The sequence below is a fragment of the Rhizobacter sp. SG703 genome, assembly GCF_012275445.1.
Taxonomy (GTDB): Bacteria; Pseudomonadota; Gammaproteobacteria; order Burkholderiales; family Burkholderiaceae_C; genus Rhizobacter.
The window spans coordinates 254,629-279,316 of sequence record NZ_JAAZQK010000001.1 but is presented as its reverse complement, the minus strand read 5'-3'; the positions used below and the strand labels follow the sequence as shown (position 1 = coordinate 279,316).

The window sequence follows — 24,688 nt, the reverse complement described above, 5'->3', positions numbered from 1 at the left end:
TCCCGGTGCATGTCGCCCGGGCATCGAACCAAGGAACGTCGGCATGGGCGCGCAGTGGAAGGCATATCACAAGGACCTGGCGTCCAGTGCCAAGAGCAGGTTGTTCGGCAAGCTGGCCAAGGACATCATGGTGGCCGCGCGCCACGGCGCCGACCCGGCCGCGAACTCGCGGCTGCGGCTGGTGGTCGAACAGGCGCGCAAGGTCTCGATGCCGAAAGACACGCTGGACCGCGCGATCAAGAAGGGCGCGGGGCTGACCGGCGAGACGGTCCACTTCGAGCACGCGCTGTACGAGGGCTTCGCGCCGCACCGCGTGCCGGTGATGGTCGAATGCCTGACCGACAACGTGAACCGCGCGGCATCGGAGATGCGGGTGCTGTTCCGCAAGGGCCAGCTCGGCACCTCGGGCTCGGTGGCCTGGGATTTCGACCACCTCGGCATGATCGAGGCCGAGCCGGCGGCGCCGGGCGCCGACCCGGAGCTGGCGGCGATCGAGGCCGGCGCGCAGGACTTCGAGCCGGCCGACGAGAACGGCGTCACGCTGTTCCTGACCGACCCCGCTGACCTGGACCTGGTGAGCCGCGCGCTGCAAGGCCAGGGCTTCACGGTGCTGTCGGCCAAGCTCGGCTACAAGCCGAAGAACCCGGTCGACCCGAAGAGCCTGACGGCCGAGCAGCGGGAGGAAGTGGAGAGCTTCCTGACCGCGCTCGACGCCGGCGACGACGTGCAGAACGTCTACGCCGGCTTCGGTGCTTGATCGGCGGCTGATCAGAACCTGTACTTCGCCGTCAGCAGCACATTGCGTTCATTGCCGCGGAAGTAGCTGCCGTACGCGTGGCCGGCGAGGTACTCCTTGTCGAACAGGTTGCTGACGTTCAGCGCGAAGCGCCACGGGCCGTTGTCGTAGCGCACCGCGGCATCGGCCAGCGTGTAGGCCGGTTGCGATTCGGTGTTCGCGCCGTTGTCCCAGCGCTTGCCGACATGGCGCAAGCCGCCGCCGATGCTCACGCCGCGGGCGACCGCAGCGCCCAGTGCGTAGTCGAGCCAGACGGACGCGGTCTGCTTCGGCGTCAGGATCGGCATGTTGCCGACCTCGCTGTCGATCGCGCTGGACAGCACCTTCATGTCCAGCGCCGTGAACGAGCCGGTCAGCCGCAGCTGCGGCGTCAGTGCCGCCTTGGCTTCGAGCTCGATCCCGCGCGAGCGCACCTTGCCGATCGCGTGCGGCACGAAGTCGACCGGGTCGTAGGACACGACGTTGGTCTTCTCCAGGTCGAACACCGCCGCGGCGAATGACACCGCCTCGCCCTCGGGCATGTACTTGACACCGAGCTCGACCTGCTTGCCCCGGCTCGGGTCGAACAGCACGCCTTCGTCCACCGCCATCACCGGCACGAACGACTCGCCATAGCTCGCATACGGCGCCCAGCCGTTGCCGACCTGGTAGCTGACGCCCAGCCGGCCGGTGGTCGCGTTGTCGGTGCGCTCGGCGACGGTGACCTCGCCGAAGGCCGGATCGGCCAGGCGGTTCTCGTAGCGCGACTTCACCCGGTCCTGGCGCACGCCGACCGTCAGGCCCCAGTGCGAATCGAGACGCACCTGGTCCTGCGCATACAGCCCGACCTGCTCGAGGATCACCTGCTTGTCGCGCGATTGGGATGTGGGCTCGGCGATCGGCACGCCGTAGACCGGGTTGCTCAGGTCCAGCGGCGTCGTCATGGCCTGCCAGCGCTGCCACTCGGCCCGGCTGCGGTCGATGTCGACGCCGAACAGCAGCGTGTGCGAGATGCCGCCACCGTCCACCTTGCCCTGCACCGAGGTGTCGATGCTGTTCTCGTCGACCGCTTCCACGTCGTGCCGTGCCTGGCGCAGCAGCAGGTTCGGATCGGCGCCGTAGAACGACTGGATGTGGTGCTTGTCCGACGTGCGGTGCGCATAGCGCGCCTTCTGCTGCAGCTGCCAGCCGCTGTCGAAGCGGTGCGCGAACTGCCAGCCGATCGCATCCGAGCCGGTCTCGATGCGGCTGTAGGACGGGTCGCCTTCCTTCAACGTGGTCGGCCGGTCGTCGGCGGTGCTGACGAACTGCACGTCGTCGGAGCCGTCGTCGCGCAGCACCTCGGCCTGCAGCGTCAGCGAGGTCTGCGGCGTCGGCTGCCACTTGAGCGATGGCGCGAGGTACTGGCGCTTCTGTGTCATGCGCTCGCCGTTCGGGTACTGGTCCTGCGTGCCGGTGTCCAGGCCCAGGCCGACGACGCGCCAGCGCCATTGCCCTTCGGCATCGATCGCGCCGCCCAGGTCGGCCATCGCCTGCTTGCGGTCGTAGCGGCCGGTCTGCACGCCGATCTCGCGCACGGCGTCGGGGCCGGGCACCTTGCTGACGCGGTTCACCACACCGCCGACGTCGCCCTTGCCGAACAGCACCGACGACGGGCCGCGCAGCACCTCGAGGCGCTCCAGCCCGTAGACCTCGGTCTGCACGCCGAGGAAGGTGATGCCGACGTTCTGCGCCAGCCCGTCGCGGAAGCTGCTGGTGTACCAGCCGTCGAAGCCGCGCAGCAGCACCCAGTCGAGCCCGCGCGAATCGAAGCCGTAGGGGTTCACCGTGACGCCCGGCGTCTGCGCGAGCGCATCGGTCAGCGTCGTCTGGCCCTTGTCGTCGATCTCCTGGCTGCCGATGACCGAGATCGACTGCGGCACCTCGACCAGCGGCGTGTCGGTCTTGGTGCCGACGCTGGCGTGCTGCGCGACGTAGCCGCCGGCATCGGCATCGGCGCGAGCGCGCACGGTGAGGGCGGGGAGGGTGGTTTCGGCGGCGGCTCCGGCCGACGCCTGGCGCACCGCGAAGCCGCCATTCGGCGCGCGGGCGGCTTCGAGGCCGCTGCCGGCGAGCATCTGCTGCAGCGCCTGGGCCGCGCTGAAGCGGCCCGACACGGCGCGCGAGGTCTTGCCGCTGGTGGCGTCACCGGCCGCGAGAACGGCCACGCCGGTCTGGCGCGACAGCTCGTTCAGCGCGGCATCCAGCGGCTGGGCCGGCACCTGGACGTCGAACTCGGCTTCGGCCAGCACGGCGGCCTGGGCGAGCGCGCGCGGCAGCGCGAAGGGGCCGCTGAAGGCGGCGGCCAGCGCTGCGACGAGCAGGCGTTGGCGGGGCAGGGAACGCATGGGGTACTCCAGAGGTTGTGTTGCGTGATGAACGACGAGCCGCTGGCGTGGGGCCGCGTAAGGGGCCGGGGGCTGGCTTGCGAGCTCTCTGACTACTTAGACGAATGAGCAGGAAGAAGCGGGACAGGTGGCTGCGCTCCCCAGCGTGACGGAGCGAGACACAGGTGTACTTGGTCAGGAACCAGCGGATGGCGGGGGGCACTCAGTGGGTTCGCCGCAGCCGTTGACTTTTGAGAGAGCGCTTGAAAGTGAACGGGATATGGGTCCAATCAACTCGATGTCTATGAGGTTCGACGATGAAGAAGATCGAAAAAATTAAGCGAACATTCGAATCGCTTTCGCTCAAGGGAAAAAACAAAAAAAAGAAAACAGACGTCAAAACGGAAAGGTCAGGCGCGGAGATTCTGACAGAGAGGACATTGAAAAATTCCTCGTCCGGATCGAGCGGTTCATCACATGTCAAGTCGCAGAAAGATGAGCAGAAGTCATCAATTCACTCACGCGTGAATTCTCCGAGAGCCACGACGAGGACGAAGAAAAATTGCAGTTTGGAAAATAACTCGGGCAAGTCAGAGATTTCGTCAGGTGGTGCGCATCAAGCCGAACCGAGCAGTGGCAACCGTCAGCAACAAAATGAATTAAAAGAAATTCCAACGAAGTCTAGGTCGAACGTTTCGCCACGTTTGGAACCGCAGAAAAATGAACAGAAATCGCCCATTCACTCGCCCGTGAATTCCCGGAGAGCCACGACGAAGACGAAGGAAAATAAATCAGGCGAGCCGGAGATTTCGTCGGGTTTTGCGCACCAAGCCAACCTGAGCAGTAGCAATCACCAGCAGATGGTGAATTTATTCGCGACTCTTCGACATCAATACGAAAATATCAGTCATGAAGACTTGATAAAAGTTTTTTGCTCGGAGATGAAAAAGAATGCTGTCGCAATTTCGCAGAAGGAAATCGATTCTTTTTTAAAAAACGAGAAAACCAAGTGGGATTTGCATGGGGATCTTCAGCTCGCCAAGTGGAAGCGAAATTACTCTCAAGCTGAGCACGACGTGGTCAATCTGCTGGACAGAGAGGCGTGTTACACCACATTTTCCGAGCTGTCCAAAAAATATAAGATAAAGACGGATAAAAGTGGCGGGAAATATATGGATTTTCCCAAAGGGGTGACGGCTGAAGACGCAAGAAAAGAAATCACTGCTTTCATCAGGTCCGAAAAGGCTGGTGCAGAGTTCCGCTGGAAGGAGTCCCCGGACTTGGCGAATAAAATATTGGGATTCAATCAGCGTTTGAATGTTACCGATGAGGCATTTTTCGGGCACTACAGTCAGCTCTGCAAGGCTTTCGTTGCAGATCCGGGATTCCAAAGATGGAATGAAAACGCGGAGCACACAGTTTCGACGAAAACAGCGCCAACTTTACCGCGAGCGACTACTGCGTCACCATTTTCGAAGACATTTCGAAGTGAGTTTGTCAAATTGCATCTGAAGCATATAAGTCTGACCAGGAAAAATGAAGGAATCTATACGCCAGGAGAGAATGGTCGAGACTATTTATCAGCGTTCATAGTCGGCGAGGTGAAGCGAAATCCTGGGTACGTGGGGTGGCCGGAAGACGCGAAGAAGGCATTTTGTGAGCTGCTTGATGCGTTTCAGAACAAGGAAGAATTATTCAATCCGACTTGCTGGTCAAATTTCAGAGAAATCATGTTGAACGATCCGGTGGTTCGCCACGAAGTGGCGCTGGCGCAGCAGCAGCAGCGTCGGAAGGCCGCGTCATCGAATGATGTCATTGTCCCCGAGCCCTTGACGTTCAAGGATCCCGAGATCAAACATCTACTTGAGCCGCACAAATACAGCAAGGCAGATTTCTTGTCGCTGTCGTATGAGAAGCATGGCAAGACGGCGGAGACTTTCGATGAGGCGGTCCGGAAGGTAACGAAAGAGGCAGTCGATCATCGGTCGGACATTACTCGATTTGATATTGAGAATCATCTTCTCTCCAAGCGCCAGCATTTCCATCTGCAGAAGGACTGAACTTGCTGCTCGTCAATGAGCGGCGAGTTCAACCCCACCGTCCATGCGCAGGCGGACGGTGACCGGCAGCACCTGCGGCAACGCCGCCAGCAACCCGGCCGCATCCCGCACCGGGAAGCGGCCGGTCAGCCGCATCGCGTTGACGCGTGAATCGGTGCTGACGATGGGCGAGGCGCGGTAGGCATTGACGCTCGCGAGCATCTCGCGCAGCGGGGTGTCCTGGAAGCTCAGCCAGCCGTCGCGCCAGCCGGCGAGGGCGGCCGCATCGCCCGGGCGCGGCGGCTGCGCGATGCCGTTGCGGATGTCCATCAGCTCGCCAGCGCCCAGCACGATGGGTGGGCCGAAGCGGTCTGCGTCGCCATCCACCGCCGCGTCACGCAAGGCCACCTGCACCCGCCCGCGTTCGACACCGACCGTCAGTGCACCGCCGCGGTCACGCAGGCTGAACACCGTGCCCAGCACCTCGATGCGCGCGTCGCGCGTCAGCACCTGGAACGGCCGCGCCGGATCGTGCGCCACGTCGCAACGCAGTTCGCCGCCGTCGAGCCGCACGATGCGCCGCTGCCGATGCAGCCGAACGTCGATCGCGCTGTCGGCGCCCAACGCCAGCTGCGTGCCGGGTTGGGCATCGGGCAGCGTGACGTCGAGCAACTGCAACGGCTGCGTCCGATACGCCGCCGTGAACACCGGCGCCTGCCAGTATTGCCAACCCAGCCGGCCGGCGAGTGCCGCACCGCCGAGCACCGCAGCCGCCGACAGCAGCAGGTTGCGCCGCCCCGGCGCGGCGACCGGCTCCTCGAAATGCTCGCGCAGCCCGTCGGACAGACCGCCCAGCATCTGCCAACGCCGGCGCGCTTCATCGGCCGCCGCGGCGTGATCGGGCGATTCGCAGATCCACTGCCGCAGCCGCGCGAGCGCCCGGCCGGCCGCCGGCTCGGGCTCGACCTCGCTCTTCACGACCAGGTCGAGCGCGTGCTCGATCAGCTTCTCGGCAACCACGGCGCGGCTCACGCCCAGTCCTCGGCCAAGGTCGCGCGGAAACTGCTGCGCGGTGAGACGGCAGGTGCCTCGATCAACTCGGCCTGCATCTCAGCAAACACCCGCGAGCAGTCGAGCGCCGCGCGCACCAGGTGCTTGGCCACCGCCGCTTCGCTGAGCGTCAGCCGCCCGGCGATCTCGGTGCGCGTGAAGCCATAAGCGCGGAACAGCAGGAACACCTCGCGCCGCAACGGCGGCAGCGATTCCAGCACGCCGATCACGCGCCGCAGCACCTGGCGCTGCGCATGCACGTATTCGCACGACGGCGCCGCCGCATGCAGGCCCATCGGCGACTGCTCCACCAGCCAGCGCTGGGCCACCTGCCGGTGCCGGGCTTCATCGATGCACAGGTTGCGCGCCACGCGGAACAGCAGCGCGCGCGGCGATGCGATCGACGCCTGAGGCCCGTCGCCCAGCGCCAGCGCATAGACCCGCTCGAAGCTCGACTGCGCGATGTCCGCCGCGTGCTGCGGATCGCGCAGCTCGCGCGTCAGCTGCCGCCGCAGGTCCGCACAATGGGCCACCAGTTCCTGGATCAGCTCGCGCATGCGTTGGAAGAGCACCTCGCTCAATGAGAATTGTTCGCATTGAGTGTAGCAAGGTTCGTCGCGATCTCGTTCGAGCGCACCGCGGTGATCGACAGCAGCGTGTCGCTGAGCCCGTGAGTGGTCTCGCAGGCCCCCTGCAGGAACACCGCCGGGCGGAACTCGCGCGGCGCGATCACGCGGTAGTCGCGGTCGACCTGCAGGCGCCCGAGCCACGGTGCCAGCTCGCCGAGCAGCGCATGGTGCTGCTCGCGCGCATAGCCGGTCGCCAGCACCACCGCGTCGTAGCGTTGGCTGCTCTCGCGCGAGGCGTCGACGTCGAGCAGGTTCAGGTGGATGCCGTCGGGCGCGGCGCGCACGCTCTGGATCTCGTGCCGCCGCAGGAAGCGGTGCTGCTCGTCGCCGCTGACGCGCTGCTCGTAGAACACCGCGAACATCTGCCGGATCAGGTCGAGGTCGGCGCAGGCGTAGTTGGTGTGGCGGAACGCCGCCAGCATCTCGGCCCGCTGCGCCTCGGGCTGCGCATAGACGTGGTCGACGAAGCCGGCGTTGAAGATCTCGTTGACGAACGGGCTGTCGTCGGCCGGCCGGATCGCGCGGGCCCGCATGATGAGGTCGACCTGCGGCGCGTTCGGCCGGCCATGCAGGTCGATGAACAGCTCGGCCGCGCTCTGGCCGGCGCCGACGATCGCGATGCGCTTCGCATCGGCATGCCGCGCCATGCCCGCCAGGTAGCCGCTGGAGTGCATCACCCGCGGGTCGCCGGCCAGTATGCGGAAGGCCTCGGGGATGTGGGCGGTGCCGCCGATGCTGACCACCAGGTGGCGCGCGAGCCGCTCGTGCCACTGGCCGGCGGCGTCGCGCGAGCGCACCCGCAGCAGCGACACCTCGCGGCCCTGCGCCTGCGGCAGCACCTCGACCACCTCTTCGCCGTACACGCAGCTGTCGTCGAACTGCGCGGCCGCCCAGCCGAGGTAGTCGTTGAACTCGCGGCGGCTCGGGTAGAAGGTCTTCAGGTTGATGAAGTCCTGCAAGCGGCCCTGCTGGTGCAGGTAGTTCACGAAGGTGAAGCGGCTGGTCGGGTTGCGCAGCGTCGCCAGGTCCTTCAGGAACGAGATCTGCATGTGGGCGTGCGGCAGCAGCATGTCCGGATGCCATGCGAAGCCCGGCTGGCGCTCGATGAACAGCGCGTCGACGAGCGGCCGTCCGGCGCGCCGCTGCTCGTCGAGCGCGATCGCCAGCGCCAGGTTCGACGGCCCGAAGCCGATGCCGATGAGGTCGTGCACGCGCATGCTCATGTCCTTGCCTGCAGGGTGGTGGAGGTGATGGCGAAGGGGGCCTCGTCCTCGCGCGGCCACCACAGCGTGTCGGTGAAGAAGCGTTCGCGCAGCAGCGTCACCAGCATCGCGCGCTTGTGCGGGAAGTCGAACTCCTTGACCTTCGCGTAGCCGGAGCGGTCGAGGTTGCGCAGTTGCTGCCGGTGGTCGGCGCGCGGCTCGCCGACGATGCGCCGGGTGCGCGGGTCGGCGAGGAACAGGTAGTGCGAGATCGACGTGAGCCACGCGGTCGCGAAGGCCTTGCCGCGAAAGTCCGGTTCGCCGATCAGCACATGCCAGCCGCGGTCGTGGTCGTCGGCCTCGCAGAACGGCGCGATGCGGTTCTCCTTCGCCCAGTAGGCCTCGAAGTAGCCGAAGGGCTCGCCGTCCAGGCAGGCGATCATCGACTGCATGTGCGGGTCGGCGGCGATGGCGTCGAGGTAGCCGCGGTGCTTCGCGAGGTCGCCGTCTTCCTGCCAGACCTGGGCCACGTCGGGGTCGTTCATCCAGCGGTGGAAGCGCGGCAGGTCGGCATCGATGTCGAGGCTGCGGAACGAGAACGTGCGGTCCAGCCACGGGATGTGGCGCTGGTACAGCACGCCTCGGCGCTTGGCCGCGCGCAGCGGGTGGCGGCGGTCGCCGGTGAGTGCGTAACGCAGCGGGATCGGCGAGGCCACCTGCGGCAGCCACATCGGCGCGTGCTGGAAGAACATCTCGCGGTGCACGATGCATCGGCCGCCGGTGGCCGGCAGCGCGAGGCCGTGCTCGACCAGGTTCAGCGCCGATGCGAACGGCGGTTGCAGCAGCAGGCGGGCGGTGTGCGGCTCGAAGGTGAACGCCGCCTCGAGGATCGCCAGCAGGTGGGCGGCCGACGGCTCGCCGGAGCAGGGGCCGAGCCATTGCAGTTCCGGGTCCTGGCCTGCATCGATGCCGTGCCGCCACTGCCAGCGGCCGATGCGGTCGCGAGGCGCATCGCCCGCACGCGCCGGCTGCGGGTCGGTCACCACCAGCCGGTCGCCGTCGCGCTGCACCTGCAGCGCCTGGCCGAACGGATGGCTCACGCAGCGCGGTGCTGCAAAGTCGGGAGAGGGTCGTGGGGGGGTGCCGCTGTTCATGCCTCCATGACGAGCGGTCGATGGGTTTGTTCAGCCGACGTCGTTCGCTGAACAGCGCGGCCCGTGCTTCGTCATGTGGCACATGGAACCGTCAACCAGACCGCCAGAGAGACCGGCCAGGCTCGTCTACATCGCGTCGCTGCGCAACGCGGCCGCCGACCGCGCCGGGCAGCCCGTCGCGTTCAAGGGCGGGCAGCGCTACATGAAGTCGCCGCTCGAATTCCTGGTCGAGACGCTGAACGGCAGCGCGCTCGGCGATGCGTATTCGCTGCAGGCGGTGATCGTCGACGACGACGAAGGCAACCCGCGCGACCGCGAGCTGCTGAAGGACTACGGCTTCTCGCCGCACCCGAGCCGCTGCTGGCCGTTCCCGCCGGCGCTGCAGGTGCAGGGCCGGCCGCTCGTCGAGCTGCTGGAAACGGTGCCATCCCACTACCGCCGGCTGCCGCTCGGCGCGGCGGATCGCGTGGCCGGCAAGCGCGATTTCGAAACCCGGCTGCTGGCGCGGCTGCTCGCGCTGCGGGCCGACGTCGTCGTGCTCGACGGCCTGCTGGTCATCCTCGACGCGCTGGTGCGGCCGGGCGCGCCGTTCCACCGCCGCATCGTCAACATCCATCCCGGCATCACGCGCGACGGCTCGCCGCACCAGCGGCGCGGCGCGTGGGCCACGCTCGATGCGCTGCACGGCGCCCGGGGCGAACGCATCGACTGGCGCACGATGGCGCGCACGCCGGTCGAGCCGGTGCGGCAGACCGGTGCGTCGTTCCACTACGTCGACAACGGCATCGATTCGGGCGAGGTGATCGTCGACGTGCTGGCCACCGAGATCGACCCGGCCGACACCATCCTCGAGCTGCGCTGGAACAACTTCCACCGGAGCCTGTTCCCTGCGCTGCAGCGCGGGCTCGCGACACTCGCCGAACGGGCGAAGGAGACGTCATGAGCCTGTCGATTCGACGCCTGCTGCTCGCGCTCGCACCGCTGCTGTCGGCACCGCTGCTGGTCTCGACGGCGGCTGCGGCGCCGGTGGGCGACGTCGAGATCCGCCGCACCGCCGACCGGATCCCGCACATTCGCGCGCCAGGCTGGCGCGAGCTCGGCGTCGGCATCGGCTATGCGCAGGCGCAGGACGCGCTGTGCACGCTGGCCGAGGCCTTCACCACCTGGCGCGGCGAACGATCGCAGCACTTCGGGGCCGACGCACGGCCGGCGCGGCTGTCCACCTTCGGCCGGCCGACCAACCTGGAGCTGGACTTCTACTTCCGCGCGTTCGCCGACGACGCGATGCTCGCGCGTTCGCGCGCTGCGCTGCAGCCAGACCTGCTGGCCGCGGCCGACGGGTATGCGGACGGCTACAACCGCTACCTCGTGGAGGCGCGCAGCGCTGCACGCGACAACGTCCGCGGCCAACCCGGCGCGCCGCGCCAGGCCTGCCTGCGCGAGCCGTGGGTGCACGAGATCGCCGGCGACGACATCCTGCGCCGCCTGTTCGCCGCGCAGGTCGCCGCGGGGCAGGCGCGCTTCATTCCCGAGATCGTCAACGCGCGGCCCGCGACGGCCGACGCAGCGAAGGTCGGCCAGGCGGCCGACGACGACGGCACGCTGCGCGCTCGGCTCGCGCACCCGCTGGGCGAGCAGGCCGGGCTCGGCAGCAACATGATGGCGTTCGGCCGCGAGGCCACCGGCGAAGCCGGCGGCGTGCTGTTCGGCAATCCGCACTGGTACTGGGGCGGACCCGATCGCTTCTACCAGATGCACCTGAGCATCCCGGGCCGCGTCGACGTGGCCGGGGTCGGCTTCCTCGGCGTGCCGCTGGTGATGATCGGCTTCAACGACCGCATCGCGTGGAGCCACACCGTGTCGGCCGCGCGCCGTTTCGGCTTCTTCGAGCTGGCGCTGGACCCGGCCGACCCGACGCGCTACCGGGTCGACGGTGCCAGCGAGGCGATGCAGTCGCGCGAGGTCACGGTGCAGGTGCGCGCGGCCGACGGCACGCTGCAGCCGGTGACGCGCCGGCTGTACGGCACGCGCTTCGGCCCGATCGCCGACCTCGGCCGGCGCGCCGCGCCGTTCGGCTGGGGCACGGCGCATGCCCTGGCGCTGCGCGACATCAATGCCGACAACTTCCGGGTGTTCCGCACCTTCTTCGCGTGGAACCAGGCGCGCTCGCTGGACGACTTCATCGCGATCCAGCGCCGCGAGGCCGGCATGCCGTGGGTCAACACCGCGGCCATCGGGCGCGGCGACGGCCGGGTGTGGATCGCCGACGTGGGCACGGTGCCGAACGTGCCCGATGCGCTGCGCGAGCGCTGCAGCACCGCGCTGTCGCGCGGCTTCGCGCAGATCGATGCGGCCACGCCGTTCCTCGACGGCAGCCGCGCGGACTGCGACTGGGCCGCCGATGCCGCGGCACCGCAGCCGGGTGCGATGCCGGTGGCGGCGCTGCCGAGCCTGCTGCGCAGCGACCACGTCGAGAACATGAACGACAGCCACTGGCTGTTCAGCGTGCAGCAGCCGCTGGAAGGCTACCCGAGCGTGATCGGTGCGCAGCGGCAGGCCTTGTCGCTGCGCGCGCGGCTGGGCCACACGATCGCGCAGGAGCTGGCGACGGCGCCGGCGCGCTCGGCCGAGGCGCTGGCCGGACGGCTGAAGCGGGCGGTGCTCGCGCCGCGGGCCTGGGCGGCGGAGCGATTCCGGCGCGAGCTGCTGGCGCCGAGCTGCGCGGCACCGGCGATGGCCGACGTGGGTCGGGCCTGCGAGGTGCTCGCGCGCTGGTCCGGCCGCGCGGAGCCCGACGCGCGCGGCGCGCTGCTGTGGGATGCGTTGTGGGCGCGGCTCGAGGACCTGCCCGATGCCGAGCTGTTCGGCGTGCCGTTCTTGCCGCAGTCGCCGCTGGACACACCGCGCGCGCCGAACGGTTCCGATCCGCGCATCGCGCAGGCGCTGGCGGCCACGGTCGCGGCATTCGCCGAACGCGGCTGGGCGCTCGACGAACCGCTGGGCCGGCGCCGCTTCGTGCGCAGCGGTGGCGAGCAGCTCGCGCTGTACGGCGGCTGCCATGGCGCGGGCTACGTCGCGGTGGTCTGCGATGGCGACGACACGCACGGCATCGGCCCGGACGCGGTCGCCAACAGCTACCTGCAGGTGGTGCGCTTCGGGCCGCGCGGCGTGGTGGCCGACACCTTGCTCGCGCATGGCGAGAGCGACGGCGCGGTCGAAGCGGGCGAGGGCGCGGCCGAGCCGTCGGTCGCGCGCCATGCCCGCCGCGCGTGGCTGCGCTTTCCGTTCCACGAGGACGAGATCGCGCGCGATCCCGCGTTGCGCACGATCCGGCTACGAGCGGCGGGGCCAGGTCGCCAGCAGCACGCCGGCAATCGCCAGGCCGAAGGCCGCGGCCTGCGTCGCGCTGATCCGCTCGCCGAGGAACACCACGCCGATCGCCGCCGCGCTGATCGGCAGCAGCACCGTGAAGATGCCCGCCGATGACGCCGGCACCTGGCGCAGGCCGGTCATCCACAGCCACACGGTGACCATGCTGGCCGCCAGCGAATAGAACAGCAGCAGCGACCACGAGCCCGGCTGCACCGCGCCGAAGTCGAACGACATCGCCTGCCACAGCCCGAGCGGCGTCACCAGCGCCAGCCCCCACAGGTTCACCAGCGCGCTGATGCGCCTGGCCGACACGTTGCCGGTCAGCTTCTTGCCCATCACCACGTACGAGGCCTCGCAGATCACCGCGCCGGACAGCAGCAGGTTGCCGAGCAGCGAGCTGCCGCCCTGGTCGTCACCGCCGTGCGCCACCACCGACACCAGCGCGATGCCGCCGACCGCGCACGCAATGCCCATCGCCACGCGCGGCACGATGCGCTCCTTCAGGAACAGCCGCGACAGGATCGCCACTGCGGCCGGGATCGCCGCCATGATCACGCCCGCCGCCAGCGCGGAGCTGAGGCCGACGCCGAACAGCATGCAGATCGAGAACAGGAAGTTGCCGAAGAAGGATTCGAAGAACAGCAGGATGCGGTCGTGCCGGCTCAGCGGCGTTTCGCCGGGCCGGCGCTTCACCCAGCCGGCCATCGCGACCGCCGCCATGCCGAAGCGCAGCCAGGCCAGCAGGAAGACCGGGAACACCGCCAGCAGCAGCTTCGACAGCCCCACATAGCTGCCCACCAGGGCCATCGAGCTGCCGAGGCAGAGGTAGGCGATCCACGGCGCGTGCGCGCGGTGGGCGGCCACCGGGGCCGAAGACGAAGAGTTCATTCGAGAAGGAGGAGAAGGGGCACAGGGGAGGGCTCAGAACGCCGAAGCGTACCGCGCAATCTCCCAGCCGCTCACATGGCGCGCATAGTCGGTCCACTCGGCGCGCTTGAGCCGGATGAACTCCGCCGACAAGGTCTCGCCCAGCGCCGCGCGGACCACGCCGTCGGCCTCGAGCGCGTCGACCGCCTCGCCCAGGCTTTGCGGCAGCAGCCCGATGCCGCGCTCGCGGACCTGCGCCAGGCTCAGCGCGAACAGGTCGTCGGTGCAGGCCGGCCCCGGGTCGAGCGCGCGGGCGATGCCGTCGAGCCCGGCGGCGATCAGCCCGGCCGTCGCCAGGTACGGGTTGGCCGACGCATCCGGCAGGCGCCATTCGAAGCGGCCGCCGAGCGTGCGGACCAGCGCGGTGCGGTTGTTCGGCCCGTGCGCCACGTAGGCCGGCGCCCAGCTGGTGCCCGACAACGATTCGCCGACCACCAGCCGCTTGTAGCCGTTGACGGTCGGCGCGGCCAGCGCGCACAGCGCGGCCGAATGCGCCAGCACGCCGGCGATGAACTGCCCAGCCAGCGTCGACAGCGGCTGCTGCCGGTCGGCGAACACGCAATCGGAGCCGGCCCACAGCGACACATGGAAGTGCATGCCGCTGCCCGGCTGGTTCGCGAACGGCTTCGGCATCATCGAGAAGATGCTGCCGTGCCGCTCGGCCAGCGCCTGCGCGGCCAGCTTGAACAGCATCAGGTGGTCGGCGCTCTGCAGCGCGTCGGCATGGTGGAAGTTCAGCTCGTACTGGCCGTGCGCGTCTTCATGGTCGACCTGGAACACGTCGAGGCCGCAGGCGGTCAGCGCGTCGCTCAGCTCGTGCAGGAAGGTGGCCTGGCGCGGCAGCGTCTTCAGGTCGTACGACGGCTTGTCGAGCGTGTCGTGCGGATCGGCCGGCGCGATGCCGTCGTCGGCCGTGCGGCGCAGCAGGAAGAACTCCGGCTCGATGCCGGTGCGCAGCGTCCAGCCCCGTTCGGCGAGCCGCGCCAGCTGGCGCTTCAGCACCTGGCGCGGGCAGGCGTCGAAGGGCTCGCCGGCGACGAAGCCATCGCAGACAATGCGCGCATACCCCGGCATCCACGGCAATGCGCGCGCGGTCTCGGGCTGGCCGCGGCCGAAGTACTCCGCGCGCGGACCGGTGCGCGGCAGCCCGGTGCCCCAGATCGACGGACCGGCAAAGCCGGCGCCTTCGGCCAGCAGGCTGTCGAGATGCGCGAGCGGCACGTACTTGCCCTTCGCGACGCCGTGCACATCGGTGAACTGTGCAACCAGCGTGTGCACGCCCTCGGCCTGCAGGCGCTCGCGAAGCGGCCCGTGGAGTTCCTTCATGCGGGGCGGGCCGCCGCGGCCTTCAGCGAAGCCTGCAGGATCGCGGTCGCCTCGGCGAAATGCGCCTCGGGAATCGTCAGCGGGAACAGGAAGCGGATCACGTTGGCATCGACGCCGCAGCTCAGCAGGATCAGCCCGCGCTGCAGCGCTTCGGCCTGCACCTGCTTCGTGAACGCGGCGTCGGGCGCGTCGGTGCCGGCACGGTTGAACTGCACCGCCACCATCGCGCCGAGACCGCGCACGTCGACGATCTGCGGCACGGCAGCGCGCGACTCGTTCAGCACCGCCTTCAGCCGGTCGCCGAGCGCCTGGCCGCGCGCGGGCAGCTGTTCGTCGTGCATCACGCCGATCACCGCATGCGCCGCGGCGATCGCCAGCGGGTTGCCGGCATAGGTGCCGCCAAGTCCCCCCGGCGAGGGCGCGTCCATGACCTCGGCGCGGCCGGTCACCGCCGACAGCGGCAGCCCGGCGGCCAGCGACTTGGCGCTGACCAGGATGTCGGGCAGCACGTCGGGGAAATGCTCCATCGCGAACAGCCGGCCGGTGCGGCCGAACCCGGTCTGCACCTCGTCGGCGATCAGCACGATGCCGTGCTCGTCGCACAGTGCGCGCAGCCAGCGCAGCGCGTCGGCCTGGATCACGTTGAAGCCGCCTTCGCCCTGCACCGGTTCGAACACGATGGCGGCGACCCGCGACGCTTCGATGTCGGCCTTGAACAGGTGCTGCACCGCCTTCTGCACGTCGGCCAGGTGCGTGCCTTCGGCAGGGAAGGGGACGTGGTAGATCTCCGGCGGGAACGGGCCGAAGCCGGCCTTGTACGGCTGTACCTTGCCGGTCAGCGCGACCGCGAACAGGCTGCGCCCGTGGAAGGCGCCGCCGAACGCGATCACGCCGGAGCGCTTCGTGTGGGCGCGCGCGATCTTCACCGCGTTCTCGATCGCTTCGGCGCCGGTGCTGAAGAACGCGGTCTTCTTCGCATGGCGGCCGGGCGTCAGCGCATTGAGCTGCTCGGCCAGCGCGATGTAGCCCTCGTAGGGCACGACCTGGTAGCAGGTGTGGGTGAAGCGCTTCAGCTGCGCCTCGATCGCCGCGACGACCTTCGGGTGGCGGTGGCCGGTGTTCATCACCGCGATGCCGCCGGCGAAGTCGAGGAAGCGCCGGCCTTCGACGTCCCACAGCTCGGCGTTCTCGGCATGGTCGGCGAAGAAGCTGCCCATCACGCCGACGCCGCGAGGCGTGGCGGCGGCCTTGCGGGCCATCAGTTGTTCGTTGAGGGAGTGGTTCATCACGGTTCCCCGGTCAGTCGAGCCGGATCCAGGTCGTCTTCAGCTCGGTGTACTTGTCGAATGCATGCAGCGACTTGTCGCGCCCGTTGCCGCTCTGCTTGAAGCCGCCGAACGGCACCGTGATGTCGTCTTCGTCGTACTGGTTGACGTGCACCGTGCCGGCGCGCAGTGCCCGCGCCACGCGGTGCGCACGGTTGATGTTGCTGCTCCAGACGCTCGCCTGCAGCCCGTAGGCGCTGTCATTCGCCATCGCGACCGCTTCTTCCTCGGTCTTGAAGCGGATCACCGACAGCACCGGCCCGAAGATCTCCTCGCGCGCGATCTTCATCGTGTTGGACACGCCGTCGAACACCGTCGGCTCGACGAAGTAGCCGCCGCTGTCCTGGCGCGCCTGCCGGCCGCCCGCCGCGAGCCGGGCGCCCTCGGACTGGCCGGCATCGATGTAGCCCATCACCGTGCGCAGCTGCGTGTCGTCGACCAGCGCGCCGAGCTCGGTGCCGGCGTCGAGCGGGTCGCCCGGCCGGTACTTCGGCGCCTCGACCGTCACCGTCTTCACGAAATCGTCGGCGATGCTGTCGTGCACGAACACCCGCGACGGCGCATTGCACGATTCGCCCTGGTTGAAGAACATGCTGCCGGCCACCGTCTGCGCGGCGCGTTGCAGGTCGTCGAAATCGGGGAACACGACGAAGGCCGACTTGCCGCCCAGCTCGTTGTAGACCCGCTTCAGGTTGCTGCGCCCGGCGTACTCCAGCATCTTGCGGCCGACGCGGGTCGACCCGGTGAAGCCGATCGCATCGACCTGCGGGTGCAGCGCGAGCGCCTCGCCGGCCTCGTGGCCGTAGCCGGGCACGACGTTGAACACGCCGTCGGGCAGGCCGGCCTGCAGCGCGAGCTCGGCCAGGCGCAGTGCGGTCAGCGGCGATTTCTCGCTCGGCTTCAGCACCACGCTGTTGCCGGCGGCGAGTGCCGGGCCGAGCTTCCACGAGGCCATGATCATCGGGTAGTTCCACGGCACGATCGCGCCGATCACGCCCATCGGCTCGCGCGTGATCAGCGCCAGCGCGCTGTGCGGCGTCGGCGCGATCTCGTCGTAGACCTTGTCGACCGCCTCGGCATACCAGGCGATGCAGCGCGCGGTGGACGGCACGTCGACGCTCAGGCTGTACTTGATCGGCTTGCCCATGTCGAGCGTCTCGAGCAGGGCCAGCTCCTCCTTCGCGCCGAGGATCAGCTCGGCGAAGCGCTGCAGCACCTTCTTGCGCTGCGCCGGCGCCTTGCGCGCCCAGCGGCCGTCGTCGAAGGCTCGGCGCGCCGACAGCACCGCCGCATCGATGTCGGCCGCCTGGCCGCGCGCCACCGGGGCCAGCGTGCGGCCATCGAGCGGCGACACGCAGCCGAAGGTCTCGCCGGCGAGCGCCGCGACGCGCTGGCCGCCGATGAAGGCGCGGCCGTCGAGTTGAAGCGCCGCAGCGCGGGCGGTCCAGTCAATCGAGTTCATCTCGTCTCCTCTGCAAAACCGTTCGCCCTGAGCAGGGATTGAGCTCTTAGAACGATACGACCACCGACGCGCCCAGCAGGTGGTTGCTCTTCTTGTAGCTGCCGTCGTTGGCGTCGATGAACACCGGCAGTGTCGCGCGATCGAGCCGGTATTCGGCCTTCAGGGTCGTGTTGCGCGTCATCAGGTAGTTGAAGCCGACCGCCAGCGCATAGCGGTTCGCGCCTTCGTCGCAGCCGTCGACCAGCGCGCCCGGCGCGCAGCCCAGCGCCGGGTCGGGGCCGATGCCGTTGCGGTCGTCCGCGACCGAGTACTGCAGCAGCCCGCCGCCGTTCTTCTTGTTGTTGATGTAGTCGACCCGCACCACGCCTTCGAAGCGCGGCTCGAACTTGTAGGCCGCGAGCGCCGACGCCCCCCACCACTGCGCATCGCGCAGGCTGCCGTCCGCGGCCGGCACGATAGCCGCATTGCGCTGCCGCCCGAAGCCGACCTGGCCTTGCACCGTCCAGTCGCCGCGGATGAAGTAGCCGTCGATCTCGAACAGGTCGAGGCGGGTGTCGTCCTGCGGGATCACCTCCAGCGTGTTCGGGTCGATCGCGCTTTCGGAGAAGTTGGCGACCTTGCCGTGCACGCCGGCGAAGCCGAAGCCGTTGAACTCGCCTTTCGAGTAGTCGACGCGGTAGGCGAACACCGGCGATTTCTGGTTCGCGCCCTGCTTGGTCTTGTTGTAGTTCGCAATGACGAACTTGCTGTCCCACTTGCCGCGGATGAATTCCATGCCGGCGCCGGTGTAGGCGGTCGGCTCGGTGAAGTCGAGCAGCAGGCCGCGCGTGACCAGCTTGGTCAGCGTCGGCTGCACGTACTCGTAGCCCGACCAGTCGGGGATCTGGCCGGCGAGGAAGCGCGTCTGCAGGTCGCCGATCGGGACCGACACCGAGGCCTCGTGGACGATGCTGTTGCCGTCCGGGTCGGCGATCGAGCCGGCACCGCGGTTGGGCATCAGCGTCAGGCGCCACCGGGTGCCGCCTTCCATCTCCTTCTGGAAATCGAGGCTCGCGACGCCGAAGTAGGAGTTGTCGTAGTTGTAGCCGTCGTCCGAGACGCGGTTCAGGAACTGGAAACCGGCGCGGTGCTGGTTCTTGTTGTAGATGTAGCTCGGGTCGAAGTAGCCGCTGATCTTCAGGCCCTTCAGCCCCTGCGCTTCCATCGCGTCTTCGAGCGCCTCGGTCTTCACCGCGATGCGGTTGAAGTCCTGCACCTGCTCGGGGGTCATGCCCCACTGCTTCTCCTGTGTCTTCTCGCTGGGCTTCACCTCGGCGGCCGACTTCTCGGCCAGCTTCTTCTCCAGGTCCGCGATGCGCTGCTTCATCGCCTTCAACTCGTCCATCAACTCCTTGTTCGACTGCGCCTGGGCGGGGGCCGCGAACGCGGCGGCGATCGCCAGCGCCAGGGTCGAGAGCTTCGCGAACTTCATCGGTTTTCTCCTCGGGGTTGGATTCGGGGTGTTGCGATGTCAGGCGCCACGCTGGGCCGCGTTCATTTCCTGCAGGCGGCGCCGCTCGGCGCGCGCGATCCAGAGGCTGGCCGCCGCGACGCAGACGGCGACGACCACGATGATCACGGTGGCGACCGCATTGACGCTCGGGTTCAGCCCGAGCCGGGCGCGCGAGAAGATCACCAGCGGCATCGTGGTGGCGCCGGGGCCGGAGAGGAAAGCCGACACCACCACGTCGTCGAGCGACAGGCTGAAGGTGAGCAGCCAGGCCGAAGCCAGCGCCTGGCCGATCATCGGCAGCGTGACCAGCGTGAACACCTGCCAGGGCCGCGCGCCGAGGTCCATCGCGGCCTCTTCGAGCGACGGGTTCAGGTCCTGCAGGCGGGCCTGCACGACGACGGTGGCGTACGACATGCCGAGCAGCAGGTGGCCGAGCCAGATCGTCATCAACCCGCGCTCGGGGAAGCCGACCGCCTTCTGCACCGACACCAGCATCAGCAGCAGCGACAGCCCGCAGATCACCTCGGGCATCACCAGCGGCGCGTTGACCAGCCCGTTGAACAGCGTGCGGCCGGTGAAGCGCCGGTACTTGACGAGCGAGAACGCCGCCAGCGTGCCCAGCACGACCGAGCCGCAGGCGCTGAGGAAGGCGATCTTCAGCGACAGCCACAGGCCGGACAGCATCTCGCGGTCGTGGGCCAGCTTGCCGTACCAGTCGAGCGTGAAGCCGCCCCACACGGTGGGCAGCGGCGACGCGTTGAACGAGTAGATGACGAGCGTGACGATCGGCAGGTACAGGAACACGAAGCCGCCGGCCAGCCAGGCGCGGCCGAACCACGCGGCCTTCGGGTGCACGGTGCCGCTCATCGCCTGCGCTCCTGGCTTTCGACCTGGTACTTGTTGAAGAGCGCCAGCGGGAACACGATCAGCAGCACCAGCACGACGGCAACGGTGGAGGCCATGGTCCAGTCGTTGTTGCTGAAGAACTCGTCCCACAGCACGCGGCCGATCATCAGCGTCTGCGGTCCGCCGAGCAGCTCGGGGGTGACGAACTCGCCGACGCAGGGAATGAAGACCAGCATCGAGCCGGCGATGATGCCGGCCTTGGACAGCGGCACGGTGATGCGCCAGAACGCCTGCCAGGGCGTCGCGCCGAGGTCGGCCGCGGCCTCGAGCAGCCGCAGGTCCATCTTCGCGAGGTTGGCGTACAGCGGCAGGATCATGAACGGCAGGTAGGTGTAGGTCATGCCGATCACCAGCGAGAAGGGCGTGTTCATCAGCTTGCCGGGCACGTCGATCATCTGCGCCTGCACGAGCAGCGTATCGAGGTGCAACCCGACCACGAGGCGGTGCACCCAGCCGTTCTCCTCGAGCAGGCCTTTCCACGCGTAGACGCGCAGCAGGAACGAGGTCCAGAACGGCAGCATCACGAGCATCAGCAGGGCGGGCTGCAGGCTCTGCTTCGCCCGGGCCATGAAGTAGGCGAACGGGTAGCCGATCGCGAGGCACAGCACGGTGGTGATCAGCGCGAACTTCAGGCTCGACACATAGGCCTTGAAGTACAGCGCGTCGCCGGTCATGAAGACGTAGTTGCCGAACTTCAGCGTGATCTTCAGCGCGCCGTCGGCCACGCTGGTGATGTCGTTCGGCGTCACGGCGCCCATTTCCGACAGGCTGTACTTCAGCACGATCAGGAACGGCGCGAGGAAGAACGCGAGCAGCCACAGGTAGGGGATGCCGATGACGGCGCTGCGGCCGCGCCACCAGGTGGGGGCTTTCATGGCCGGGCTTTCATTGCGTCAGCACGACATGGGCAGACGGCGACCAATGCGCCCACACCTCGTCGTCCCAGGTGATCACGTCGTCGCGGTGCCGCTCGGCGTTGTTCTGGCTGACCTTCAGCATCGCGCCGCTCGGCAGCTGGATGTGGAACACCGTGAAGCTGCCGAAGTACGCCAGGTTCTTCACCTTGCCGCGGGCCCGGTTGTGCGGGCCGTGCTCGCCGGCCGGCACCTGGCGCGACAGCTGGATCTTCTCGGGCCGCAACGCCACCGTGACCTCCATGCCTTCGGTGCCGGTGATGCCGTGGCCGACGTAGTGCGTGCAGTCCGGGCAGGTGATCACGACATGGTCGGGCTGGTCTTCGGTGACCGCACCGTCCATCAGGTTCACGTTGCCGATGAAATCGGCGACGAAGCGCGTGGCCGGCGTCTCGTAGATGTCGGCCGGCGGGCCCACCTGCAGGAAGCGGCCTTCGCTCATCACCGCGATCCGCGAGGCCATCGTCATCGCTTCTTCCTGGTCGTGCGTCACCATCACGCAGGTCACGCCGACCTCCTCGATGATGTTCACCAGCTCGATCTGCGTTTCCTCGCGCAGCTTCTTGTCGAGCGCGCCCAGCGGCTCGTCGAGCAGCAGCAGTTGCGGCTTCTTCGCCAGGCTGCGCGCCAGCGCCACCCGCTGCTGCTGGCCGCCCGACAGCTGGTGCGGCTTGCGCTGGCCGTACTTCGTCAGCTGCACCAGCTTCAGCATCGCGTCGACCCGCTCGGCGATCTCGGCCTTCGGCAGCCGGTCGCGTCGCAGGCCGAAGGCGATGTTGTCCCAGACCGTCAGGTGCGGGAACAGCGCATACGACTGGAACATCATGTTCAGCGGCCGCGCATACGGCGGCAGGCCGGCCAGGTCCTTCCCGTCGAGCACGATGCGGCCCGAGGTCGGCGTCTCGAAGCCCGCGAGCATGCGCAGCAGCGTCGTCTTGCCGCAGCCCGACGAGCCGAGCAGCGCGAAGATCTCGCCCTTCGCGATGTCGACGCTGACGTGGTTGACCGCGACGGCACCGCCGCCGAAATCCTTCACCACATCCTCGATGCGAAGAAAGCCGCCTTGAGATGTATCCGTCATTGGGAAGATCCACGCAAAGAGCTGAGATCAAGCGGCCGCCGCGGAACCGGCTTTGCCGGGCCGCTGGCGGCGTCCCCTTGAGGGGGAGAGGGCGTCAGCCCGAGGGGGCCCGCGTCAGCGCCTCGGGGGTGGGCCATCAGATGCCGGTCTTGAACGAGGTGTAGATGCGCGTCATCGTGCGCCGGATGTCGTTGGTCACCGCCTCCGGCAGTGCCATCTTCTGCATGTCGGCATCGCCCGGGAACACCGTCGGGTTGCTCGCCACCTCGGGCTTGATGAACTTGCGCGATTCCTTGTTCGGGTTCGCGTAGAACACCTTGTTCGTCAGCGACGCGTGCACCTCGGGCTTCATGATGTAGTTGATGAACTTGTGCGCGTTGTCCGGGTGCGGCGCGTCGGCCGGGATCACCATCGTGTCGAAGAACAGCACGCCGCCGGTCTTCGGGATCAGCGCCTCGATCTTCTGCCCGGTCTTGCTGTCGATCGCGCGCTGGCGGGCGATGTTGATGTCGCCCGACCAGCCGAGCGCGACGCAGATCGAGCCGTTGGCCATGTCGTTGATGTAGCCCGACGAGCTGAACAGCGTCACCGACGAGCGGATCTTCTTCAGCAGGTCCGGCACCGCCTGGTAGTCGCCGGCATTGCGCGAGAACGCCGGCTTGCCGAGGTAGTGCATCGCGGCCGGCACGATGTCGGTCGGCGAGTCGAGGAAGGACACGCCGCAGGACTTGAGCTTGCCGATGTACTCCGGCTTGAACACCAGGTCCCAGGCGTTGTCGGGCATCGGCAGGCTGCCGAGCGCCGCCTTCACCTTGTCGACGTTGATGCCCACCGTGGTGTAGCCCCACAGCCAGTCGACCATGTAGTCGTTGCCCGGATCCAGCTTCGCGAGCGTCGCCTGCGTCTGCGGGTCCATGTTCTTCAGGTTCGGCAGCTTGCTCTTGTCGAGCTTGCGCAGCAGCCCGCCGTCGGCCTGCAGCTTGGCCCAGTACGACGACGGCACCACCACGTCGTAGCCGCTCTTGCCGGCGACCAGCTTCGCGTGGACGATTTCGTTGTTGTCGAAATTGTCGTAGCGCACCTTGATGCCGGTCTCCTTCTCGAAGTTCGCCAGCGTGTCGTCGGCGATGTAGTCGGACCAGTTGTAGATGTTGATGACCTTGTCTTCCTCTTGCGCGACGGCCGGCGTGCCCCACAGCACGACGGCCAACGCGCATCCCAATGCACCGAACACCTGCTTCATGGTCATGTCCTTCATGTTGAAAAACTCCGGGCGTGAATTCAGAGCCAGCTGCGCGACCTGACGTCGGCGAGCGTGAGGTCGAGGCACTTGCGGATCAGCGCGACCATCTCGTCGAGCTGCGCGATCGTCATCACCAGCGGCGGCGCGACGATCATCCGGTCGCCGACCGCACGCATGATCAGCCCGTTGCCGAAGCAGTGGCCGCGGCACACCATGCCGACCTCGAGCGAGGGGTCGAACACGCGGTTCGACGCCTTGTCCTTCACCAGCTGCAGCGCGCCCATCATTCCGCAGGTCTGCGCCTCGCCGACCAGCGGGTGCTCGCCGAGCTCGGCGAAGCGCGCCGCGAGGTACGGGCCGAGCTCGTCGCGCACGCGGTCGACCAGCCCCTCGCGCTGGATCAGCCGGATGTTGGCCAGCGCCACCGCGCAGGCCACCGGGTGGCCGGAGTAGGTGTAGCCGTGGTTGAACTCGCCGCCTTGCTCGATCAGCACCTTCGCGATGCGCTCGCCGACCATCACGCCGCCGAGCGGGATGTAGCCGGAGGTCACGCCTTTCGCGAAGGTCATCAGGTCGGGCTTGAATCCCATCGTCTCGCAGCCGAACCAGCGGCCGGTGCGGCCGAAGCCGGTGATGACCTCGTCGGAGACGAGCAGGATGCCGTGCTTGTCGCAGATGCGCTGGATCGCCGGCCAGTAGCTCGACGGCGGCACGATCACGCCCCCGGCGCCTTGCACCGGCTCGCCGATGAACGCCGCCACCTTGTCGGCGCCGACCTCGAGGATCTTCGCTTCGAGCCAGTCGGCCGCGCGGATGCCGAACTCGTCGCGGTTCATCCCCTGGCCGTTCTCGAACCAGAACGGCTGCTCGATGTGCACGATGCCCGGAATCGGCAGCCCGCCCTGCGCATGCATGCCGCTCATGCCGCCGAGCGACGCGCCGGCCATCGTCGAGCCGTGGTACGCGTTGTGGCGGCTGACGATCACCGTGCGCTCGGGCTGGCCGAGCACGTCCCAGTAGCGGCGCACCATGCGCACGACGGTGTCGTTGCCCTCGGAACCCGAGCCGCTGAAGAACACGTGCTTGAACTGCGGCGGCGTCACCTGCGCCAGCAGCTCTGCCAGCTCGATCGCCGGCGGCGTCGCGGTCTGGAAGAACGAGTTGTAGAACGGCAACTGCTTCAGCTGCGCGGTGGCGGCATCGATCAGCTCCTGGCGGCCGTAGCCGACGTTGACGCACCACAGGCCGGACATCGCGTCGAGGATCTTGTGACCCTCGCTGTCCCACAGGTAGATGTTGTCGGCCTTGGTGATGATGCGCGAGCCCTTGGACGACAGCGATTTGTAGTCGGTGAACGGGTGCAGGTAGTGGGCCGTGTCGGCGGCCTGCCAGTCGCGCGTGCTGCGTGAGGTGGTGTGGTCCATC

At 67.9% G+C, this 24,688-nt stretch carries 18 protein-coding genes and 1 pseudogene; 4 read left to right on the top strand and 15 right to left on the bottom strand.

Features of this window, described 5'->3' with window-relative positions; translation table 11 throughout:
* Positions 1–43: 43 nt before the first annotated feature.
* Entirely contained in the window at positions 44–757 is a 714-nt protein-coding gene (locus tag FHT26_RS01165) for a YebC/PmpR family DNA-binding transcriptional regulator (RefSeq protein ID WP_168558364.1), read from the top strand.
* Positions 758–768: 11 nt separating this feature from the next.
* Here the strand turns inward: FHT26_RS01165 and FHT26_RS01160 are convergent, their stop codons facing one another.
* Positions 769–3,162, bottom strand: coding sequence for a TonB-dependent siderophore receptor (locus tag FHT26_RS01160; protein WP_168558363.1), 2,394 nt, complete (start codon positions 3,160–3,162; stop codon positions 769–771).
* Positions 3,163–3,458: 296 nt separating this feature from the next.
* Between FHT26_RS01160 and FHT26_RS01155 the strand changes: the two genes are divergently transcribed.
* Positions 3,459–5,201, top strand: a complete 1,743-nt coding sequence (locus FHT26_RS01155) for a hypothetical protein (protein WP_168558362.1) — start codon at positions 3,459–3,461, stop codon at positions 5,199–5,201.
* Positions 5,202–5,213: 12 nt separating this feature from the next.
* Here the strand turns inward: FHT26_RS01155 and FHT26_RS01150 are convergent, their stop codons facing one another.
* From FHT26_RS01150 to FHT26_RS01135, 4 genes are read right to left on the bottom strand one after another with little or no spacing between them, the layout of a single operon-like run.
* Positions 5,214–6,212: a FecR family protein gene (locus tag FHT26_RS01150; protein WP_349238065.1), complete on the bottom strand. Its 999-nt coding sequence runs from the start codon at positions 6,210–6,212 to the stop codon at positions 5,214–5,216.
* Positions 6,209–6,802, bottom strand: coding sequence for an RNA polymerase sigma factor (locus tag FHT26_RS01145; protein WP_490362764.1), 594 nt, complete (start codon positions 6,800–6,802; stop codon positions 6,209–6,211). Before FHT26_RS01145 ends, FHT26_RS01150 begins: the two co-directional genes overlap by 4 nt.
* Before the next feature lie 5 nt (positions 6,803–6,807).
* A complete protein-coding gene (locus FHT26_RS01140; RefSeq protein WP_168558680.1) occupies positions 6,808–8,076 on the bottom strand; it encodes a lysine N(6)-hydroxylase/L-ornithine N(5)-oxygenase family protein in 1,269 nt (422 codons plus the stop codon).
* A gap of 2 nt (positions 8,077–8,078) precedes the next feature.
* Positions 8,079–9,161: a GNAT family N-acetyltransferase gene (locus FHT26_RS01135; RefSeq protein ID WP_349238064.1), complete on the bottom strand. Its 1,083-nt coding sequence runs from the start codon at positions 9,159–9,161 to the stop codon at positions 8,079–8,081.
* Between the two features lie 136 nt (positions 9,162–9,297).
* Here FHT26_RS01135 and FHT26_RS01130 point away from each other — a divergent pair, with 136 nt between their 5' ends.
* Positions 9,298–10,158, top strand: a complete 861-nt coding sequence (locus tag FHT26_RS01130; RefSeq protein ID WP_168558360.1) for a formyl transferase — start codon at positions 9,298–9,300, stop codon at positions 10,156–10,158.
* Positions 10,155–12,506, top strand: a pseudogene (locus FHT26_RS01125) (penicillin acylase family protein); the annotation flags it as partial. The gene FHT26_RS01130 and the pseudogene FHT26_RS01125, both read left to right, overlap by 4 nt.
* 42 nt (positions 12,507–12,548) lie before the next feature.
* Here FHT26_RS01125 and FHT26_RS01120 read toward each other — a convergent pair.
* The 10 genes from FHT26_RS01120 to FHT26_RS01075 all read right to left on the bottom strand — a co-directional run bounded on the left by FHT26_RS01120 (position 12,549) and on the right by FHT26_RS01075 (position 24,687).
* Entirely contained in the window at positions 12,549–13,475 is a 927-nt protein-coding gene (locus FHT26_RS01120; RefSeq protein ID WP_168558359.1) for a DMT family transporter, read from the bottom strand.
* Between the two features lie 33 nt (positions 13,476–13,508).
* Positions 13,509–14,840 (bottom strand): type III glutamate--ammonia ligase, encoded by a 1,332-nt coding sequence (gene glnT / locus FHT26_RS01115; RefSeq protein WP_168558358.1) that lies wholly within the window; start codon positions 14,838–14,840, stop codon positions 13,509–13,511.
* A complete protein-coding gene (gene gabT, locus FHT26_RS01110; RefSeq protein ID WP_168558357.1) occupies positions 14,837–16,126 on the bottom strand; it encodes a 4-aminobutyrate--2-oxoglutarate transaminase in 1,290 nt (429 codons plus the stop codon). The genes glnT and gabT overlap by 4 nt, the downstream gene beginning before the upstream one ends.
* A gap of 13 nt (positions 16,127–16,139) precedes the next feature.
* Positions 16,140–17,627 (bottom strand): aldehyde dehydrogenase, encoded by a 1,488-nt coding sequence (locus FHT26_RS01105; RefSeq protein ID WP_168558356.1) that lies wholly within the window; start codon positions 17,625–17,627, stop codon positions 16,140–16,142.
* A gap of 46 nt (positions 17,628–17,673) precedes the next feature.
* Complete coding sequence (locus FHT26_RS01100) at positions 17,674–19,098, bottom strand: DUF3138 family protein (RefSeq protein ID WP_168558355.1); 1,425 nt, start codon at positions 19,096–19,098, stop codon at positions 17,674–17,676.
* A gap of 39 nt (positions 19,099–19,137) precedes the next feature.
* Positions 19,138–19,986, bottom strand: coding sequence for an ABC transporter permease (locus FHT26_RS01095; RefSeq protein WP_168558354.1), 849 nt, complete (start codon positions 19,984–19,986; stop codon positions 19,138–19,140).
* Positions 19,983–20,900 carry an ABC transporter permease gene (locus FHT26_RS01090; RefSeq protein WP_168558353.1) on the bottom strand — a complete coding sequence of 306 codons (918 nt, stop codon included), beginning with the start codon at positions 20,898–20,900 and terminating at the stop codon, positions 19,983–19,985. Before FHT26_RS01090 ends, FHT26_RS01095 begins: the two co-directional genes overlap by 4 nt.
* A 10-nt stretch (positions 20,901–20,910) precedes the next feature.
* Entirely contained in the window at positions 20,911–22,020 is a 1,110-nt protein-coding gene (locus FHT26_RS01085) for an ABC transporter ATP-binding protein (RefSeq protein ID WP_168558352.1), read from the bottom strand.
* Between the two features lie 136 nt (positions 22,021–22,156).
* Entirely contained in the window at positions 22,157–23,278 is a 1,122-nt protein-coding gene (locus FHT26_RS01080; protein WP_168558351.1) for a polyamine ABC transporter substrate-binding protein, read from the bottom strand.
* A 23-nt stretch (positions 23,279–23,301) separates the two neighbouring features.
* The gene (locus tag FHT26_RS01075) at positions 23,302–24,687 is read right to left on the bottom strand and encodes an aspartate aminotransferase family protein (protein WP_168558350.1); all 1,386 of its coding nucleotides are present in this window, start codon (positions 24,685–24,687) and stop codon (positions 23,302–23,304) included.
* Between the last annotated feature and the right edge of the window lies 1 nt (position 24,688).